18 protein-coding genes and 2 pseudogenes are annotated in these 18056 nt (G+C 69.8%); 14 read left to right on the plus strand and 6 right to left on the minus strand.

The window, feature by feature from the left end; translation table 11 throughout:
• Positions 1-15: 15 nt before the first annotated feature.
• From OG842_RS39095 to OG842_RS39105, 3 genes are all read right to left on the minus strand, one after another.
• On the minus strand, positions 16-351 hold the full coding sequence (locus tag OG842_RS39095) for a hypothetical protein (protein WP_053639247.1): 336 nt from the start codon (positions 349-351) through the stop codon (positions 16-18).
• 244 nt (positions 352-595) lie between these two features.
• On the minus strand, positions 596-949 hold the full coding sequence (locus OG842_RS39100) for a UBP-type zinc finger domain-containing protein (protein WP_266734122.1): 354 nt from the start codon (positions 947-949) through the stop codon (positions 596-598).
• A complete protein-coding gene (locus OG842_RS39105; RefSeq protein ID WP_266734120.1) occupies positions 946-2409 on the minus strand; it encodes an ATP-binding protein in 1464 nt (487 codons plus the stop codon). Before OG842_RS39105 ends, OG842_RS39100 begins: the two co-directional genes overlap by 4 nt.
• Before the next feature lie 239 nt (positions 2410-2648).
• On the opposite strand from OG842_RS39105, the gene OG842_RS39110 reads away from it, so the two are divergent.
• Positions 2649-3869: an IS110 family transposase gene (locus tag OG842_RS39110; RefSeq protein WP_266734118.1), complete on the plus strand. Its 1221-nt coding sequence runs from the start codon at positions 2649-2651 to the stop codon at positions 3867-3869.
• A 17-nt stretch (positions 3870-3886) separates the two neighbouring features.
• On the opposite strand, the gene OG842_RS39115 is transcribed toward OG842_RS39110, so the two are convergent.
• Entirely contained in the window at positions 3887-5563 is a 1677-nt protein-coding gene (locus OG842_RS39115; RefSeq protein WP_266734116.1) for an FAD-dependent oxidoreductase, read from the minus strand.
• Between the two features lie 296 nt (positions 5564-5859).
• Between OG842_RS39115 and OG842_RS39120 the strand changes: the two are divergent.
• The 7 genes and pseudogenes from OG842_RS39120 (at position 5860) to OG842_RS45365 (ending at position 9942) form a co-directional block, all read left to right on the plus strand.
• Positions 5860-6273, plus strand: a pseudogene (locus tag OG842_RS39120) (hypothetical protein).
• A 31-nt stretch (positions 6274-6304) separates the two neighbouring features.
• Entirely contained in the window at positions 6305-6745 is a 441-nt protein-coding gene (locus OG842_RS39125) for a cupin domain-containing protein (protein ID WP_266734114.1), read from the plus strand.
• Between the two features lie 293 nt (positions 6746-7038).
• Entirely contained in the window at positions 7039-7767 is a 729-nt protein-coding gene (locus tag OG842_RS39130; RefSeq protein ID WP_266734112.1) for a helix-turn-helix domain-containing protein, read from the plus strand.
• Between the two features lie 96 nt (positions 7768-7863).
• Positions 7864-8418 carry a dihydrofolate reductase family protein gene (locus tag OG842_RS39135; RefSeq protein ID WP_266734111.1) on the plus strand — a complete coding sequence of 185 codons (555 nt, stop codon included), beginning with the start codon at positions 7864-7866 and terminating at the stop codon, positions 8416-8418.
• An 86-nt stretch (positions 8419-8504) separates the two neighbouring features.
• Positions 8505-8660 carry a transposase gene (locus OG842_RS39140; RefSeq protein ID WP_266734109.1) on the plus strand — a complete coding sequence of 52 codons (156 nt, stop codon included), beginning with the start codon at positions 8505-8507 and terminating at the stop codon, positions 8658-8660.
• Positions 8661-8833: 173 nt separating this feature from the next.
• Positions 8834-9718 carry an IS3 family transposase gene (locus tag OG842_RS39145; protein ID WP_266734107.1) on the plus strand — a complete coding sequence of 295 codons (885 nt, stop codon included), beginning with the start codon at positions 8834-8836 and terminating at the stop codon, positions 9716-9718.
• A complete protein-coding gene (locus OG842_RS45365; protein WP_353962608.1) occupies positions 9715-9942 on the plus strand; it encodes an aromatic-ring hydroxylase C-terminal domain-containing protein in 228 nt (75 codons plus the stop codon). Before OG842_RS39145 ends, OG842_RS45365 begins: the two co-directional genes overlap by 4 nt.
• Before the next feature lie 155 nt (positions 9943-10097).
• On the opposite strand, the gene OG842_RS39150 is transcribed toward OG842_RS45365, so the two are convergent.
• Complete coding sequence (locus tag OG842_RS39150) at positions 10098-10361, minus strand: hypothetical protein (RefSeq protein ID WP_266734105.1); 264 nt, start codon at positions 10359-10361, stop codon at positions 10098-10100.
• Between the two features lie 193 nt (positions 10362-10554).
• On the opposite strand from OG842_RS39150, the gene OG842_RS39155 reads away from it, so the two are divergent.
• Both OG842_RS39155 and OG842_RS39160 read left to right on the plus strand, forming a co-directional pair.
• The gene (locus OG842_RS39155; protein WP_266737208.1) at positions 10555-11037 is read left to right on the plus strand and encodes an NUDIX hydrolase; all 483 of its coding nucleotides are present in this window, start codon (positions 10555-10557) and stop codon (positions 11035-11037) included.
• Positions 11038-11494: 457 nt separating this feature from the next.
• Positions 11495-11962 (plus strand): hypothetical protein, encoded by a 468-nt coding sequence (locus OG842_RS39160; RefSeq protein ID WP_266734104.1) that lies wholly within the window; start codon positions 11495-11497, stop codon positions 11960-11962.
• A gap of 401 nt (positions 11963-12363) precedes the next feature.
• On the opposite strand, the gene OG842_RS39165 is transcribed toward OG842_RS39160, so the two are convergent.
• Positions 12364-12522 carry a hypothetical protein gene (locus tag OG842_RS39165; RefSeq protein ID WP_323185825.1) on the minus strand — a complete coding sequence of 53 codons (159 nt, stop codon included), beginning with the start codon at positions 12520-12522 and terminating at the stop codon, positions 12364-12366.
• 656 nt (positions 12523-13178) lie between these two features.
• Here OG842_RS39165 and OG842_RS39170 point away from each other — a divergent pair.
• The 4 genes and pseudogenes from OG842_RS39170 to OG842_RS39185 all read left to right on the plus strand — a co-directional run bounded on the left by OG842_RS39170 (position 13179) and on the right by OG842_RS39185 (position 18041).
• Entirely contained in the window at positions 13179-14942 is a 1764-nt protein-coding gene (locus OG842_RS39170; protein ID WP_266734103.1) for a histidinol-phosphate aminotransferase family protein, read from the plus strand.
• Entirely contained in the window at positions 14939-15742 is an 804-nt protein-coding gene (locus OG842_RS39175; protein ID WP_266734102.1) for a phosphatidate cytidylyltransferase, read from the plus strand. Before OG842_RS39170 ends, OG842_RS39175 begins: the two co-directional genes overlap by 4 nt.
• Positions 15743-16562: 820 nt before the next feature.
• A pseudogene (locus OG842_RS39180) lies at positions 16563-16931 on the plus strand (methyltransferase domain-containing protein); the annotation flags it as partial.
• A 204-nt stretch (positions 16932-17135) separates the two neighbouring features.
• Complete coding sequence (locus OG842_RS39185; RefSeq protein WP_266734100.1) at positions 17136-18041, plus strand: phosphotransferase family protein; 906 nt, start codon at positions 17136-17138, stop codon at positions 18039-18041.
• Positions 18042-18056 lie beyond the last annotated feature (15 nt).

Here is an 18056-nt window from a genome sequence, read left to right on the forward strand (position 1 = left end):
CTGAACCAAACGGCCTCACAGGCAGTCGCATCCTGTGGAGTAGAGCAGCAGGAAGAGGGCCGTCATGGCGGTCACGGTGAACCCGACAGCGGTCAGGGCGGCGAGGCCCCGACGGCGCCCCTTCGCGGGGGTGCGGAAGGTCTGCCAGGCGCCGTGGGCGAGGAGGAGACTGAGCAGCCCAGCCCCCGCGATGGTGAAGCGCGGGCTGAGGGACCAGCTCAGGTAGGCGATCAGAGCCAGGCAGCCGAGCAGGGCACAGGCGAGCAGGCTGAGGATCACCTCGGCGACGGCTTCTCCCACCGTCTCGACCAGGAACTCGCCGACGCCTTTCGCTGCCCTGCGGACCCCCATGACGCTCCTCCCCCTTGCGTCGATGGCCCCGAGCGGGGCCTGGTATGGAGGACCCCCGCCGAGCCGGAATGGTTGCCGGGGTGCTCAAGAGTCGCCGACTGCGGCACACGGTCACACCTTGACGAAGGACATAGAGGCACCCCCCGCGGAACACGACCGTGAGCGCTGGGCGGACTGGGGGCAGGAGCACTTCGGGCGCTCGTGGGCGTATATATGCCTATCTTGGTCATCCCGCCGCTGGTTCTCAGGGATGGAGCAGATCCGGCCAGTTCTGCGGGACACGGTCGGCCGGTCCCGGGGTCGGCTGGGCGGCCGGGTGGCTGGTCGGCGGGGCCAGTTCGGGTCCGGACTCGTACAGGACGTCGGTGGCGTAGTTCCAGTACCACTCCTCACCCGGCTCGAAGCTCTGAACCACGGGATGCCCAGAGGACTGCCAGTGGGCGGTGGCGTGCTGGGCCGGTGACGAGTCGCAGCAGCCGATGTGGCCGCACTGCGCGCAGCGCCGGAGGTGAAACCACCAGCCCCCCACTGCGTCGCAGTCCGCGCAGCCGGTACTGCTGGGCGGGACGCTCGCCGCGATGCCGTCGATGTCGGTCATACGGACTCCTCGGTGGTTGTGGTTTCGGTCTCGGGGGCGGTCAGCGGCAGCAGCACCTGGAATCGCGTGTCGCCCGGTACGGACTCGACCTGGAGGCTGCCATGGTGCTTGTTGACGACGATCCGCCAGCAGATGTCGAGGCCGAGTCCGGTGCCCTCCCCGATGGACTTGGTGGTGAAGAAGGGGTCGAAGATGCGGCTGCGGATGTCCTCGGGGACGCCGGGGCCGGTGTCGCGGAACTCCACGAGCAGTCGGTCGCCCTCCCTGGCCGTGCGGACCGTCAGGGTGCCGTCGTGGCCCGTGCTGCCGATGGCGGCCACCGCGTTGTCGATGAGGTTGGTCCACACTTGGTTGAGTTCCGCCGGGTAGGCGGGTATTTCGGGGAGGGAGCGGTCGTAGTCCTTGGCCACCCTCACCCGAGGGCCGATCTTGCCGGACAGCATCAGCAGCGTGCTGTCGAGGAGTTCGTGGACGTCGACGTCCTGGTGAGGGGCGCGGTCGAGCTGCGCGTACTGCTTGGCCGCGTCCACCAGGCGGGAGATGCGGGTGGTGGAGTCGTCGATCTCGTCCATCAGCAGCTCGGTCTCGACCGTGTAGTTGAGCCAGCCGATCGCCCCCGGCAGGATGCCTTCGCCCACGGTCGCCGCGACCTGGTCCAGCCAGTCGGTGTCCAGCCCGGCCTGGACGAAGACCGGCGCGATCCGCCAGCCCTCCGGGATGCCGTGATCCTCCAGCCAGCCGGCGAGCTCGTCCTCCCGGTCGGACGCCTCCAGAGGGGTCAGCATTGGTGCCTTGGCGACGCGTTCGGCGGTGCGTTCCTGGATCTCGATGAGCTCGGCGAGGGCCGCTCGGGAGTAGCGGCCCTGGGCGATGACCGCCAGTTTGTTCCGCATCCTGCCGACCCGCTCACGCAGCGCCGCGGTGGCGCGGACGGCGGCCGCGGCCGGATTGTTGAGCTCGTGGGTGAGTCCGGCGGACAACGATCCGAGCGCCAGCAGGTGTTCCCGCTGGCCAATGGCCCGCTGGGTTTTCTTGGAGCCGAAGAAGAGCCCCTCCAGCAGGTGCGTCGGCATCGGGAACCACTCCCGCATGACGTCCGCGAACGACTGTGCGGGCAGTACGAAGAACCGGGTGGGTTCCGTCACCCGCATGGAGTTGATGTACGTCTGCGGGACCTGGTCGCCCAGATATGCCTGCATGGCCCCCGCGTACACGCCGCGCTGCGAGGTCCGGCTGACCTCCACATCGTCGCCGCCGACCCGGCGGGACAGTACGACGGTTCCCTCGACCATCACGTAGAAGCAGGTCGCCGGGTCGCCCTCGGTGTACACCGGGCCGGGTTCGAACTGTTCCATCCGTCCCTCGGAGCACAGCCGTCCGAGCTGCTCCGGGGAGAGCTTCTCGAAGAGGAACAGCGAGCCGATCTCGTGCGGGTCGCAGGCCATGACCTGTGCGCTCATTAGAGGACCATCCCTTCTGCAGCCCTCTTCGGTAGGGTTGTGACCTCTCGGTCCCGGTGGGTGCACGGCCAAGTGCGCGAGCCGTTCGACGGCCAGCATGAGTTACGCCGGCCCCGCCGGGCCGAGGCCGTCTGATCGGCTTCAGGGACACGCCCCGCAGAGGGCCGATCAATGAGCTCGCGGCAGACGACCTCACCACCGGGCAGGTGCTCCGTAGACGTCACAGGAGTACTTCTTTCGTGTTCATCGGATGGGACTGGGCGACCGAGACCCACGACGTCGGCGTCATGGACAGCTCCGGCACCCGCGTGGACCGCTGGGAGCTGGCACACACCGAGCAAGGCATCGAGGCGACCCTCAAACGCCTTGCCCGGCACGGGAGTCCGGCCGACTTGCCGGTGGCGATCGAGACGACCCGCGGCCTGGTCGTGGACCGGCTGCTGGCCGCCGGCCACCCGGTGGTGCCTGTGCACCCGAACGCCTTCCACGCCATGCGCCCGCGCTGGGGAGCCTCCAAGGCCAAGACCGACGCCGGGGACGGCCACAAGCTGGCCGACTACCTGCGCACCGACGGTCACCAGCTGCGACGGCTGACCCCGACCGACCCCAGGACCCTGGAGCTGCAGGCCCTCACCCGCCAGCGCGCCGACCACGTCGAGGCCAAGATTGCCGCCGTCAACCAGTTCGATGCCCAGCTCGACCAGCTGTGGCCGGGCGGCAAGGCGGTCTTCGCCGACCGCGACAGCGACATCGCTCTGGACTTCCTCGACCGCTACCCGACCCCGCAGGCTGCCGCCAAACTCACCCCCGCCAGGCTGGAAGCGTGGTGCAAACGGCGCGGTTACTCCGGCAAGCGCACCGGCAGGCAGCTCATCGAGCGCCTGCGCGCCGCCCCGGCCGCCGCCACCCGGCTCGGTGAGGCCACCGTCGCCACGCTCATCCGCGTCCAGGTCCAGCTCGTGCGGGCCATGCGCGCCACGATCCGCGAGCTGGACCGCGAGATCACCACCGCCGTCGAAGGACACCCCTACGCGCCGCTGCTGGTCTCCATGCCCCGCATCGGGAAGGTCAACCTCGGACAGATCATCGGTGAGATCGGCCCGATCCTCGAACGCGCCGATTCCTGCGAGCAGTTCGTCGCCGAGACCGGAGTCGTCCCCGTCACCCGGGCCTCCGGGAAGTCCCATGCCGTGACCTTCCGTTTTGCGACGAACCGGAGAGCCCGTGTCGCGATCACGACCTGCGCGGACAACAGCCGCCACGGCAGCGACTGGGCAGCGAAGATCTACACCGACGCGCGGGCCCGCAAGAAGCGTCACCCCCACGCCACCCGTATCCTCGCCCGCGCCTGGCTCCGCGTGATCTGGGCCTGCTCGCGTGACGGAGCCTGCTACGACCCCGGGATCCATCAGGCCAACGGGAAGATCAACACAGCCGACGACACCCTCTTGGCGGCATAGAGGTTGACTCAGGGAACTCATGACTGCTCCAGGAAGCGGTGGACGAGTATCACGGCCATGGCTCCCTCTCCCACGGCGGACGCGACGCGCTTCGCGGACCGGGCGCGCGCGTCGCCCGCCACGAACACACCCGGGATGCTGGTCTCCAGGTAGTAGGGCGGCCGGTCCAGTGCCCATTCGGCAGGGGGGCGCCCGTCCGGCGTCAAATCCGGTCCGGCGAGGATGAAGCCGTTCTCGTTGCGCAGCACAGTCCCGCCGAGCCAGTCGGTCAGCGGGGCGGCACCGATGAAGACGAACATCCACTGGGCATCGACGACTTCGGTGGCGCCGGTCACGGTATCCCGCAGAATCAGCCGTTCCAGGTGCTCCTCGCCGTGCGCCTCCTCGACGACGGTCCGGGGCCGCACAGTGATGTTCGGGGCCTCGTCGATCTGCTGGATCAGGTAGTACGACATCGACGCTGTCAGGGACTCACCGCGCACCAGCATGGTCACCGACTTCGCGCCCCGAGCCAGGAACACTGCCGCCTGCCCGGCGGAATTCGCGCCGCCGACGACGTACACGTCCTGGCCCTCGCAGGACGACGCCTCGGTGAGGGACGAGCCGTAGTACACCCCGCAGCCGGTCAGCTCGTCGCATCCCGGCGCCCCCAGCTGCCGGTACGACACGCCGGTCGCCAGGATGACGCTGTGCGCGGCGACCGCTGAGCCGTCGGAGAAGCGCACGACGCGCGCCGGACCGTTCACCTCCAGCCCCGTGACCTCGCGAGCGGTGAGGATCTCGGCACCGAAGCGGCTCGCCTGGCGGCGGGCACGATCGGTCAGCTGCGCACCGGACACGCCGTCCGGGAAGCCGAGGTAGTTCTCGATACGGGAACTCTGGCCGGCCTGTCCACCGGTCGCCGACCGCTCGACCAGTACGGTCCGCAGCCCCTCGGAGGCCCCGTACACCGCCGAGCCGAGTCCGGCCGGGCCGCCGCCGATGATGACGAGGTCGTAGAACGCGGCGGTCGGCGTGGTCGCGAGCCCCACGTGGGCGGCCAGTTCGGTCGACTCCGGCTCGATCAGCGCGGTACCGTCCGGCGTGATCACCAGGGGGAGCCGTCGGCCGTCGGCCCCGGCCGCCGCCAGAAGCCTCTGCCCCTCCGGTTCGTCGGAGGAGTACCAGCGGTACGGCACCTGGTTGCGGGCGAGGAATTCGCGCGCCCGCGAGGAGGGGGCGGACCAGCGGTGCCCGACCACCTTGGTGGCGGGTACCGGGCGGTAGTCGCTGGATCGCCAGGCCGTGAGGAGATCGTCCAGGACCGGGTAGAGCTTCTCCTCGGGCGGGTCCCAAGGCTTGAGGAGATAGTGGTCGAGGTCGACGACGTTGATCGCGTCGATGGCAGCGTCGGTGTCGGCGTAGGCGGTCAGCAGCACGCGCCGCGCCCCCGGGTACACGCCGAGGGCTTGTTCGAGGAACTCGATGCCGTTCATCTGCGGCATCCGGTAGTCGGCGAGGATCACGGCCACCAGGTCGCCGCGCAGCTTCAGCTCGCGCAGCGCCTCCAGCGCGGATTCGCCGGACTCGGCGCGTACGATCCGGTAACCGCCGCCGTAGCGGCGCCGCAGGTCGCGGGCGATGGCGCGGGAGACTCCCGGGTCGTCGTCCACTGTCAGGATGACGGTCCGCGTTGCGTCGGTGGCCTGTGCCATACTCCTCCGCCCTGCGCGCTCCCGACGGCCGGCACGACGAGCTGCCCGGGCACGCTCCCGACCATCGTATGTTCGATCGAGCCGGACCGCTTCGGCTGCTACGGCCCGTGCGGCCCGGGTGACCTGACGGTGACAGAGCGCTGCCGAGCCGGAGCACCACCTGGTGTGCCGCCAGAGCTCACCAGCACGGGTACGTCACGGGGGCGCCGACCGGCCGGGCACGGCCCGCGTGCGCCGCACACCAAGCCGTCGCAGGCTGGGGGCACGACCCAGCAGTACGCGACGAAAGGTGACCGATGAAGTTCGCAGTGATCGGCGGTACGGGGCTGATCGGATCGCAGGTCGTGAAGAAGCTGAACGTGGCAGGGCACAAGGCCGTGCCGCCGGAGTTCGTCGCCGCGGTCCTGTCGTGGACCACTGAGGGTGACGTCGTCCGTCTGCCCACCACCCCGATCCAGCCGATCGCCGCCCAGGACGTCTCCGACGCCGTCGCCGAAGTCGCCGCGGGTACCCCCTGAACGGCACTCTCAACGTCGGCGGGCCCGACGTCTTCCCCCTCGACGACCTCGGACGGATCATCCTTGACGCCCGTCCCGACGGTCGCAGCGTCGTCACCGACGGCATGTTCGCCGACTGTCAGCGGCGACGTTCTCATCACCGAGGGCGACGCCCGTATCGCCCCCACGCACTACACGGACTGGCTCTCCTGACCCAGCCCGCCTATCGGAGGAGGCCTCATCCATGGCGAACAATGAACCGACGGCGGGCGGCGCCGGAAGCCGGCCACGCTCGGAAGCGTGGAAGACGGCGCTCACCGTGCTGCAGTCGGCGAAACCGCCGTTCGTTCCGGAGGGGGCAGAGGCGATGACGGTTCTCGTCGAATTCCCTCCCGGTGATCCTGGCACCCCTCCCCACCGGCACTCGGGACCCGCCTTCGGCTACATGCTGGAGGGGGAGATGGTCTTCGAGCTGGAAGGCGAGCCCGAGCGGGTGATCAGGGCCGGGGAGACGTTCTGGGAGCCAGGTGGCGATGTCGTCCACTACCAGGACGGCAACAACCGGACGGACTCCTGGAGCCGATTCCTCGTCACCATGTTGTGTGCGCCCGGTCAGCCCATGCTCACTCTGGTCGATGACGAGGAGCTGGCCCGACGTCAACACCTGCGAGCTCCAAGGGCTTGAACGAGACCGCAGAGCTTTCCCCAGGGCCCGTCCTCGGCCTGTCAAGGGCTTGTGGAAGCCGGGATGAGCCGGGAGCGGAGCCGGGCCGCGTCCTGTCCGGGAGGCGGCCCGTAGGCGCTGCGGTACTCGCGGTTGAACCGCGTTGGCGGTGGTCCGGGAACTGGGCATCGCGGGCATCGGCCCACTGGCCGCGTTCAGGCCGAGCCGTGCCGATCCTCCCCGAGCATCTCGCATGCGCTCTGGCCGTCCGGACGGCGTGACACACTGACGGCTCAGGCAGCGGTGAACGGGGGATGATCCGGTTGGGTCTGGAGATCGAGAGCCGGCCGTCGGAGCTGCCGTTCATCGAGCGGGTGTGGCGCAGCCGCAGCGGCGAAGTGGGCCGGATGACGTCGATTGCGACATCGCACTGGGAGCTCGTCTTCTGGGAGCACCACGGCCAGGTCCAGGCAACCGTACTGGGCCCAGAGCCCAAGGCATGCCCGGCCCCCGTCCCCAAGGACGCCACGTTCTTCGGCATCAGCTTTGCCCTCGGCACCTCGATGCCGCACATACCGATCAGCCGGCTCGTGGGCGGTAGCGCGGAGATACCCGACGTGACGCGGCGCTCCGTCTGGCTGAAGGGCTCCGCTTGGCACCCACCCGATTACGACAACGCCGAGGCGTTCGTACGGCGCATGGTGCGTGAGGGCATCGTGGACTGCGACCCGATCGTGCCCGCCGTGCTCGACGGCGCTTCCCCTGGTGTCTCCGAGCGCACCCTCCAGCGGCGTTTCGTCGCGGCGACGGGCCTCACCCGGGGCGCCATCCGACAGATCCACCGCGCCCGCGAGGCGGCGGTACTGATCCAGGAGGGTGTGTCGGCCCAGGATGTCGTGCACCGGCTGGGCTACTTCGACCAGCCGCATCTGGCGCGGTCTTTAACCCGGTACATCGGCCGGACCACCACTCGGCTGAGAGCTCCGGACAAGGCGGAGCCCCTGTCGCTTCTGTACAAGACTTCAGCCTCGATGCCCGCATAGTCTTCCTGGCGCAGCCGACGGAGTCGGTTCGTCCCGGTCAGAGGGCCGTCCCGGCCAGGACCGGGCAGACGACCCCGAACTCAGCACGGAGGAATCATGCGCAAGGTCGTCTCGGGTCTGTTCGTCTCGCTCGACGGTGTCGCCCAGTCGCCGAACGAGTGGCAGTTCGCTTTCGACGAGGAGATGGGCGCGGCGCTGAGGGAAACGCTGGAGACGGCCGACACGATTCTGCTGGGCCGGGTGACCTTCACTGAGTGGGCCGGGTACTGGCCGACGGTGAACAGCGGCGAGGACGCCGGTTTCGCCAAGTGGATCAACGATTCGCCCAAGTACGTCGTCTCCTCCACGCTGGACAGTGTCGAGGGCTGGGCGAACAGCACGCTCATCAACGGCGATCTGGCGGCCGCAATCGAGAAGCTCAAGGCGGGCGAGGGCAAGGACATCACCGTCGCGGGCAGCCCGACGCTGGTGCGTTCGCTGCTGGAGCAGGACCTGCTGGACGAACTGGTGCTGCTGATCCACCCGGTGGTGGCCGGCGAGGGTCGCAAGAAGCTGTTCGCCGACGACGCTGCCCTGAAGAAGTTGGAGCTGGTGAGCGCCCAGCCGACCAGCAGCGGAGTGATCATCGCGACCTACCGTCCGACGCGCTGAGCACTTAACGCTGGAGTGAAGTTCCACCCTCGGCCTAGACAGCCTGATACTGGGACGACAGGTCCCGGAGGAAGCAGTTCCAGGTAGTGAGCAAGAAGAGCAATACGAGCAAGCAGTACACGGCCGAGTTCAAGCGGGATGCGGTCGCGCTGGCGCTGTCCTCGGACAAGACGGTGACCGAGGTCGCCCGGGATCTCGGCGTGAGTCCGGAGGGCCTGCGGGGCTGGGTGAAGCAGGCGTAGATCGACCGGGGTGAGGGACCGGCCGGTGCGCTCACGACGGCGGAACGTGAGGAGCTCGCGAGGCTGCGGCGCAAGGCCCGCGAGCAGGAGCAGACGATCGAGGTGCTGGGAAAAGACACGGCCTTCTTCGCGCAGCAGAGGACGAAGTAGCCGCGCGCTACCGGTTCATCGAGGTGGAGAGGGCGAGTGAGGCCAATCCCGGCGGGTACAGCGTGTCGCTGCTGTGCCGGCTGCTGAAGGTGGGCCGCTCGGCCTACTACGCCTACCTTGCGGGCCGGGAGGCTGCCCAGATTCGGCAGGAGGGCGAGGACGAGCTCGCCGGGGAGATCCGGCAAATCCACGCCGAATCCCGTGGCGCTTACGGTGCCCCGCGGGTGACCGCGGTCCTGCGGCGCGGGGGCAGGCCGGTCAACCGGAAGAAGGTCGAACGGATCATGCGGGAACGCGGCATCCGCGGGATCACGCGACGTCGGCGTCGCGGTCTGACGAAGGCCGACACCAAAGCGGCGCCGTCGCCGGACCTGGTCGGCCGCGACTTCACCGCCGCCGAGCCTGGCACGAAGCTGGTGTCCGACATCACCTACCTGCCCACCTTGGCCAGCTGGTGGTATCTCGCGACGGTCATTGACCTGGCCACACGCGAGGTGATCGGGTACGCGATGGCCGACCACCACAGGGCCGAGCTCGTTGTCGACGCTCTGCGGATGGCCGCTGCCCGCGGCGGGCTGAAGGAGGGGTGCATCACGCACTCGGACCGCGGTTCAGAGTACACCTCACGTGAATACCGCTCTCTGATACAGGAGTTGGGCCTGAGGCAGAGCATGGGACGAACCGGGTCATGTTACGATATCGCCGCTGCCGAAAGCTTTTTCGGTCTACTGAAAGCGGAGATCGGCACCACGGTCTGGGAGTCCCACGAAGCCGCCCGAGCCGACGTCTTCCGTTTCATCGAGGTCGAGTACAACCGCAACCGCCTGCGCAAGCACCCCGAGTACGGCTACGTCACCCCAATCGAGACCAGAGCTCTGGCGACGCAAGACCTCACTCCCGCAGCATAAACACCCGCTGTCCAAGCCCAGGGTGGAACTTCACCCTCCGCAGCGTCCGCACCGCCGCACAGCGGGAGGCCGAGCCTGGGCAGTGGGCACGCCTCATCGCCTCCAACCACGAGGACGCCGCACTCCTGGTGCGCCCCGACGGACACATCGCCTGGCGCGGCACCTGCCGGTCGGACCTGTCGACTCTCCCGGCCCTCACATGGCGCGTACTCGCGGCATCGTGACGCCCACAGGAGCGGTCCTGACGACCCGAGTGCGCGGCAGCCGGTCCGCGCTCCCGTTCACGGAACATCCGTGTGCTGCGTCATGGGGTCGTCGTCACCGCGTCTGCAGCGAACCTCCTTCGTCAGGAGAGCGCTGATTCGGCAGCGGCCGTGACTCATGCAGCCCAGCAATCGACACCGCTTCCCTGCCCTTTGGCAGCACGGGCAAGACGGGGCAGATCATCCAGAATCTCGCCGGCTACTTCCACGTCGAGGACCTCTCCGTCCCGCTCTCGCAGCGGAGACCAGAGCCCTGCCACCTCGCTGATCCTGGGCTCCCTGACGGCACACCACGCTGAGACCAAACGGTCCGAGAAGGCGAAGACCACACAGCCGTCGTTGTCCTGGCCAGCGACAATAGAAGGCTTGTCGGCTTTCATGAGCTCCTCGAAGCTGCTGCCACTGAAGAGTCACTCGATCGCTGCCTCTTCGGGATCGAAGTTTCCGCAAGACACCGACTCCTGAGCGCGGCCAGGCCCGCCTCGAACCGCAAGTGCCGCCAAGACGGTGAGGATCGTGGCGCAGATGGCCCCGTTGTCAGAGGGGCCTGCGATTGTGGGGCTCGTGGACGAGATGGTTGAGCACGTTGACGAGCAGGACCGGGTGTTGGCAGTGGTAGGCCGGGGCGAGGCCGTCCGCCGCGGCTGGTTGCATCGGATTGCGGTGACAGTCTGCCGGGACAGTCGGCGACAGGTCCTTGTCCATCGCCGGTCCGAACAGGTCTCCCGGTTCCCGGGACACTACGAGTTGATGGCAGGCGGAGCCGTCGCGGCGGGAGAGTCCTATGAGGAGGCCGCCGTCCGGGAACTGGCTGAGGAATTGGGCATCGACACGACGGTCCGATCCGTCGTGAAGTTCCTGAACCGAGATGGCCTGAGCCCGCACTGGCTCGGTATCCATGAGGCCCTCGTACTCGTCGACCCGAAGCCCCGGGCCGACGAGGTGGCGTGGCACGGCTGGCTGCCGGAGTCCGAACTGCACGAGTTCATGCATCGGCACCCGTTCACTCCTGACAGCCGCGATGCCTGGGACCGCTATCGCGCTGCCGTCGGGTAGTCCATGGCGACGTCGTGGTGTGGCAGCTGCCGCTCGGTGGAGGGCCGATAGGAGCGGAGCGTGAGGTGGCCGCGTGCGCGGCGGGTCTGGTCGAGCTGCGGCCCGAAGACGACGTACGACGTGGCCCCGTACCCAGTGGCACAGCAACGGGTACATGTACCCATATGGCACGTGAACAGATTCGGTGGTCGGCCGTCGTGGACCGCGCCCGCCAGACCGTGGAGGGCTACGAGGACGGCGTCACGCTGCGCCAGGTCATGTGATCGTCGAGGCTGTCGTCGTCTGTTCCGGGAACCGTCTCATCGGAAGCCTGGTCCGGGTACTGCGGGCTGTCTGGGGCCCATTGTGCTAGCAGGGCCGTCCGGGCGGGGCATTGTGGGAAGCTCACGTCCGCCGCGCCCGAAGGTTGTCCGGGCTCGCCAAGTACCTTCTGGTGTAGGCGTGTTGGAATGCCTTTATGGTCACTTCCGCTGACGGAACCACGCGCCTGAGCCCGGACGAGTTCGCGCACCGCCTGCGTGCCGAGATCGAGCGGCTGAGAGACGAGGCGACGCGCCAGAGGAAACTCGCCCACCGTCGGGCCGAGTTCTGGGCCAAGACGGACATCGCCCTCGGTTTCCCCGCGGCCCTGCTCGCGGGCACGGCGGGAGCGGCAGGACTGGCCTCGGCGGACGTGCGCGTTCCCGCCGCCCTCGCCGCTCTGGCCTCTGCCGGGTTCGCGGCGGGGGCGGGCTTCCTGCGCAGCGACGCCAGGCGCCGCGCCAACAAACGCGCCCGGCACGCATGGGCCTCGGTCGAGGCCAGGGCCATGGTTGCACTGACCCAGGAGCACGTGTCCCACGAGGACGTTGGCGACGTGCTGGAATGCCGCCAGGCTGCGCTGGCGGCCTACGACGGCGAGGAGCCCCAGCCTGGGTCGCCGTGATCCGCAGCCCTTCGGCTGCCGCCCCGTGTTGAAGAACTCGGAGTGGGCGACCTGGCAGGTGCAGCCGCCCCCGCGTAGTCGCAGCCGAGCGATGATGAAGGTCACCGGCGAGATCGGCTGCACCCATGGCGGGACACCGTCCGGTGGTGGATCACTGGGTATCTGCGGGACAGGGCCGTGGGATGCCGAGGTCGGTGACGGGCCCTTTTGGCGGAGGCGGGCGGCCTCGGCTTGCTTGGTGTGGAGGAAGGCCGGGGTCGAGTCGATGCCCTCGGTGTCGCCGCAGCGGCCACAGGCCGGCCGCCGCACAGGCCGTGCGGGGACGGACTGTTCACCAGAGGGCGCCTGGGGGAAGCCGCGGCCGCAGGCCACCGCCGGCCGGGGTGGGGCGCTGGAGCCGGTCAGGCGGCGACCTCGTACTTCACGACGGTGTTGGAGCAGCCGGTGGCGAGCTTTTCCAGTGCGGCCTGTTCCTTGTTGTCCGCGGACAGCTTCCGGCGGAGTTTCGTGGCGGTCCAGTCGGCGAGGTAGGTGCACTTCGCGGAGTTGGCCGGCGGCATCCACTCCGAGGGGGGCCTTGTCAGCCTTGCTGCGATCCCTCTCCGCTGTGACGGCCATGAGGCTGCGGTCGGCATCGAGGTCGTTCGCGTATCGCATACGCCGGTCGGGGTCCCACGCCGAGGCTCCAGCTGGCAGGCAGCGTCATTCCAAGCGTGCGGTATTCCGGTACGAGGTGTCCCGTCACGGGTGGGCGTCTTGGGCCGGTACCACCGCCTTTACCGCGACGGAATTCCAAAAAGCCCTGCGACCTGCGCAGCAGCCGAGACCGCCGACAGTGCGCGGCGCCGACTGTGGCGTTGCGCTGCAGGACGGCCTTGGTACAGAGGACGTCGTCGTGCTCCCGGTCGTGCTCGCCGGAAGGCGGAGGAGTGGGGCGGCCCGGCGGTACTGCGTCCCAGGGCGCGTCTGGGCGCCGGGCCTCATCCGTTCACGCCATATCGGCACGGGCTCAGTGGGCTTCATCCACCTCCGGCCGGGACCGCGGTGCCGGGGCACGGCCGGCGCCGGTGGTTCGGCACCTGCCCATGGACTCGGCCCTGACCTGGACCGCTTCCAACTCCTCCGCTTTCCGGCTGAGTACGCGTGCTCAGGTGCCGTCTGCCGGACTCCTCCATGCTGGGGCGCGAACGCCGGACCGTCTCAGGGGGACATACGCATGGACCACGCCCTGCAGTTGCGCACTGCCACGCCTCGGGATCACGACTGGATCCACGAACTGCGCCACCGGGTGTACGCGGAGGAGCTCGGCCAGCATCCGGTGGATCCGTCGGGAAAGCTGAGCGACGGCCTCGACGGCGACAACGTCTATCTCGTGGCCGCGCGCGGCGAGACGCGGATCGGCTTCGTCAGCCTCACCCCGCCGTGGGTCGGCCGCTACTCCCTCGACAAGTACCTGACGCGCGAGGAGCTGCCGGTTCTGACTGATGAGGCGCCGTTCGAGATCCGCGTCCTGACCGTCGAGGAACACTGGCGGTCCACCGCGGCGGCGCCGCTCCTCATGTACGCGGCGCTGCGCTGGGCCGCGGCGCGGGGCGGCCGCCGGGTGGTGGCGATGGGACGCACGGAGCTGCTCGACATGTACCTCGCCGCCGGGCTGCGGCCGGTGGGGCGCACGGTCCGCTCGGGCGCGGTCTCGTTCGAGGTCCTCAGCGGCTCCGTGGCCGAGCTGACGAGGGCGGTCGCGGAGCGCCACGGCCGGACCCTGGAGCGGCTGCGGACGGGCGTCGACTGGCGGCTCGACGTGCCCTTCGCGCCGCGTTCGGACGGCTGTGAGCACGGCGGGGCGTTCTTCTCGGCGATCGGCACCGACTTCCGGACGCTGACCCGCCGTCACGAGGTGGTCGCGGCGGATGTGCTGGACGCCTGGTTCCCGCCGTCCCCAGGGGTCCGCACGATCCTTTCGGAGGATCCGGGGTGGGCGGCCCGGACCTCGCCGCCGACTGGCGCGGAGGGACTGCTCGCGGAGATCGCCGGGGTCCGCGGGCTGCCGGTAGAGTCGCTGGTCATCGGGGCGGGCTCGTCCGAGCTGATCTTCCGGGCGTTCGGCCGGTGGCTGACGCCGGGGAGCCGGGTGCTCCTGCTCGATCCGGGCTACGGGGAGTACGCCCATGTCACCGAACGGGTGATCGGCTGCCGGGTCGACCGGCTCCAGCTGCGCCCGGAGGACGGCTGGCTGCTCGACCCGGCCCGGCTCGCCGCCGCGACCGACGACGGACGGTACGACCTCGTGGTGGTGGTCAACCCGAACAACCCGACCGGCCACCACGCCCCGGCCGACACGCTGCGCGCGGTGATCGAGGCCTCGCCCGTGCGGACCCGGTGGTGGATCGACGAGGCGTACCTGGGCTACGTCGATCCGGCGGACTCGCTTGCCGGGCTCGCCTCGGCCAACGCCCGGGTCGTGGTCTGCACCTCGCTGTCGAAGATGTACGCACTGTCGGGGATGCGGGCCGCGTACCTGGTGGCCGGCCCGGAGACGGCCAGGGAGCTGCGGCGCTGGACGCCGCCGTGGCCCGTGAGCCTGCCGGCCCAGCTGGCTGCCGTGACGGCGCTGCGCGACCCCGCGTACTACGCGGAGCGCTGGGCTCGCACCCATGTGCTGCGCCGGGGACTGGCGTACGAACTCGAGGAGTTGGACGGGTTCTCCTCGGTCGACGAGGGGGTGGCGAACTTCCTCACGGTGACCCTGCCGCCGGACGGACCGAGCGCGGCGCAGCTGGTGCGCGAGTGCCGACGGCACGACGTGTTCCTGCGTGACCTGTCGCTGATGTCCCCGGCGTACAAGGGGCGGACCGTCCGGATCGCCGTCCGCGACACGGCGGAGAACGCGCGGATCGTGGCGGCGTGCCGGAGCGCCCTGGACGCGCTGCGCGCGCCGGCCGCAGTGGTGTCGGGCGCGCCGGGGCCGGCCTCCCGGTGACGACGGTCGCCGGTCTCGTACCGTACCTCGGCGGGGCACTGGCGGTCGGGGGCGTCGCGGTGGCGGCGACCCGGCGCCGTGAGCTGATGGTCCGCTGGTGCGTGTGGGCGCTCGGAGTGCCCCTGGTGACCGCCGCGTTCTGGCTCGGTCCACCGGGGATCGCGGTGCTCGCGGCCGTGGTCGGTGTGGTCGCGGTGGCGGAGCTCGGTGGGCTGCTCCGGCTGGGTCCGGTGGACCGGGCGGTGCTGGGCGCGGCGATCGTCGGACTCGTCCTGACCACCTGGCTGGCCCCCGGGGAGGTGCTCCGGGTGGCGGCGGCCGGGGTGCTTGCGATCGCCGGGGTGCCGTTGCTCTCGGGCGACGCGGAGCACGGACTCCGCCGCCTGGGGGCGGGCCTGCTGGGGCTCGTGTGGCTGGGTGCCCTGGCCGGCCTCGTACCGTCCGGCGCCCTCGGCCTCGTCCTGTTCGTGGCCGTGTCGATCGCCGACATCCTCGCGTACGCGGCGGGTCGCCGTCTCGGCGGCCCCCGGCTCTCCCCGCTGTCGCCCGCCAAGCGGTGGAGCGGCACGCTGGCCGGGGCCGTGGCCGGTCTCCTCACGCTGGCCGTGCTGTCCTCCCTCACGTGGCAGACGGCGGTGGCTGTGGCGGTCGGCGGCCCGCTCGGGGACCTGCTGGAGTCGATGGTCAAGCGGGGCGCCCGCGCCAAGGACGCCGGCCGGTGGCTGCCCGGCTCCGGCGGCCTCCTCGACCGGATCGACTCCCTCCTCGTCGCTCTGGCGGTGCTGTTGGTGCTGGAATGAGCCACGGGGCGGGGTGAGCCATGTGACGGGATGAACGTGAGGCTGGGTGAGGCCGGGGCCGGTTGCGGTGGGAGTCACCTCCGCCCGTGGCCGACGAAGGCGGAGCGGACCGGAGACGCCACCGCGCACGGGCCGGACAGCAGCGCCGGTACCGGTATCGACCACAGTTGACCCTCAGATCCAGCAGCACTCCACGAGAGGGAAGCTCTTTTCTGCCATGAGGTTCTGGAGCGCCGTTCAACGCCCGGCCCCGATGTGGCCGGCCCCGATGAAGCCGGGCCCGGCGCCGGGGACGGTGTTCCAGCACGGGCGGTGGAGGTCTCGGACACCGGCGCCGCTCACGCCCACGGCGGGGGAACTGCGCTGACCGGCTACCGCGGGCCGGCCTCCGAGCCCGCCGGCCTTCCGCCTCGCGGCCGGGTGCAGATATCCGGGACCGGGGACGCCACCGCCTCCGCAGGCGGTACCGCGATCAGCGGGCACGTCGGCGGGCTGACCGTCGTGCAGCAGACCGCCCCGCGGGAACGGGCCTCCTGGCCGCACCAGGTAGGTGTGATCCTGCGCCGCCTGGGAATCCGGTGGGTCGACGTGCTGGTGTGGATCACTGCCGGTACCCGCTCGGCGATCGTGGCCGGGTACACACAGGCCGGTACCGAGGTCCTCGGCGCCGACCCGCAGGACCCGGAACAGGCCGCGAAGACGTTCCTGGGCTCGGCTTCGCCGCATAGCCTCGGCCGTAGCGCCGCAACACGGCTATCCCGGCGGTCTCGGACACCGGCGTCGTCGCCCAGGCCGGGGTCGCCGCCGAGCTCGCCGCCGGGGGAGCGGAGTCATGGGCGAACCCGACTGGGACTCGCTGACCATCGACTACCCCGATCTCGAGGTCTCGCGCGCTTACACCCGCCAACCGACGGACAAGATCGTACGCAACGGGGTCATCGGCCGTCAGCTGGCCCGGCTCGCACTGGATGCGGGATTCGCGGTGCCAGCCGTAGTCCCGGTCACCTCGGTCTTCCGTGATGTTCAGGCCGCAGACCAAGTGCTTGGCCTTCAGCGCAACACCGAGCGCGCCGTGTCCGCGGGCTACCTTTCAGCCCCGGCATCGAAGAAGTGGCTCGACCATCTCGCTGCGGGGCCCTTCTTCGCCGCAGTGACGCATTATGTCGTCGTCGTGGAAGCTACCTTGTAGTCGTGGGGAACCGTCTTTTGTCTGCGGCCCCCTGCCCGAGGGGACGTTCGGGCGCGGGGCGTGCTGCTGCCCAGAGGGCGGGCTGCTGGGGCGTCCACGTCCGAAGCGGCCGGGGCGTGGCGACCGTCTCGGGCGGACCCCGGTAGCTCGGAAGCTTCCCGGACCTGTCGGCCGCCGACATCGTTGAACAGCCAAGGACTGCTCATGATCCTCGACCCTGACGCGACGCTCGAAGCCGTCGTATCAAGCCTGCAGAACCTGTCGGTTCCGTGGAGCGGGGGTCCCGTCGGAATCGTCGGCTGGGGCTTCTCGAACGTCGTGCTCAGGGTCGGCACCGACGTCCTCATCAGGGTGCCGCGCACTCCCGAGGCCAAGGGCAGAAGCAAGCACACTGCCGAGGTCCTGCGGCGACTGCCGCCCCTGCCGCTGGCCGTCCCCGAGGTGCTCGGAATGCTTCCGACCGGGCCGCGGCTGCCCTTTGGCGCCGTGCTTCTCAGGAGACTGCCAGGCGCTGTCGTGGACGACGACGTCGCTCGCGCGGATCGTGAAGCTTTCACCGGCGACCTGACAGCTTTCGTCTCGGCGCTGCACAACTGCGGCGACGAACCGCTGCTGGGCATCCTCGGGGCGGACGGGGCCGGACAGGTGATCGATGCCCTCGATGCCGGGACGGCCGCAGCCACCGCGGACCGGCTGGCCGGTCGCGAGCGGCAGGTGTTCGAACGATGGGCCACAGCCCATCGGGGGTGGCTCGCCGGTGCCGAGGTCGTGCCGATCCACGGCGATGTCTGGCCCGGCAACCTCCTGCACACCTCCGGGAGGCTGTCCGGCGTCCTGGACTGGGACGAGGTGAGGGTCGGCCCGCGGGCGGTCGATCTGTGCGGCGTCTGGTACCTGGGCCGCGACTTCACCGAGGAGATGATGAGCGCCTACGCGGCCCGGAACTCCTGTGACTACAAGGTCTTGCACGAAGAGACCAGGCTCGCCGGAGTCCGACGTGAACTGCGGGGCGTCACCTGGTCCCTACGCCACAACGACCCCGAGGAACTCGAGGAGTCCCTGGACAAGGTGCGGCGGTCCCTGCACGAGTTCCTGCTCCCGCCCGCCTGACACGGCCGTCGCCCG

It is taken from the genome of Streptomyces sp. NBC_00376 (assembly GCF_036077095.1).
Classification (GTDB): domain Bacteria; phylum Actinomycetota; class Actinomycetes; order Streptomycetales; family Streptomycetaceae; genus Streptomyces.